General features: G+C 73.3%; 1 protein-coding gene. It reads left to right on the plus strand.

From position 1 onward, the window contains the following. A partial coding sequence (locus I6F37_RS40185; protein ID WP_225154405.1) for a hypothetical protein occupies positions 1–442 on the plus strand: 442 nt, incomplete at both ends.

Here is a 442-nt window from a genome sequence, read left to right on the forward strand (position 1 = left end):
CTTCGCGACGTTCTCGCTGCAGGCCGACGGTTCGCGCGCCCAGCATGCGCTGCAGGTATCGCTGGCGGGCGACGCCGTCGCGATCGATGCCGCCGTCGATGGCGGGGAGCGCGACGGCCGCTGGCGCGGCACGCTGACGACCCTGCAGCTGGCGCCGAAGGATCGAGAAACCTGGAACCTGCGCGCACCGGCCGAGCTGGCTTACGACCACGAGCCGCAACTGCTGCGGTTGGCCGAATCCTGCCTCGATGCAGCGCCGGCCACGCTGTGCGCCGCGCTCGACTGGAGTGACGCCGGCGGCGAGGCGCGCTTTTCGCTGCAGGAGCTGGCGCTGGCGCAGCTCGATCCGCTGCTGACAGCCGCGCTCGATGCGCCGCTGTCGGCCTACGGCTCGCTGTCGGCGAACGGCACCGCGCGGCGCGACGCGGCGGGCGTGGTCACC

Origin of the sequence: Bradyrhizobium sp. NBAIM08, assembly GCF_020193935.1 — a bacterium.
Taxonomy (GTDB): Bacteria; Pseudomonadota; Alphaproteobacteria; order Rhizobiales; family Xanthobacteraceae; genus Bradyrhizobium; species Bradyrhizobium yuanmingense.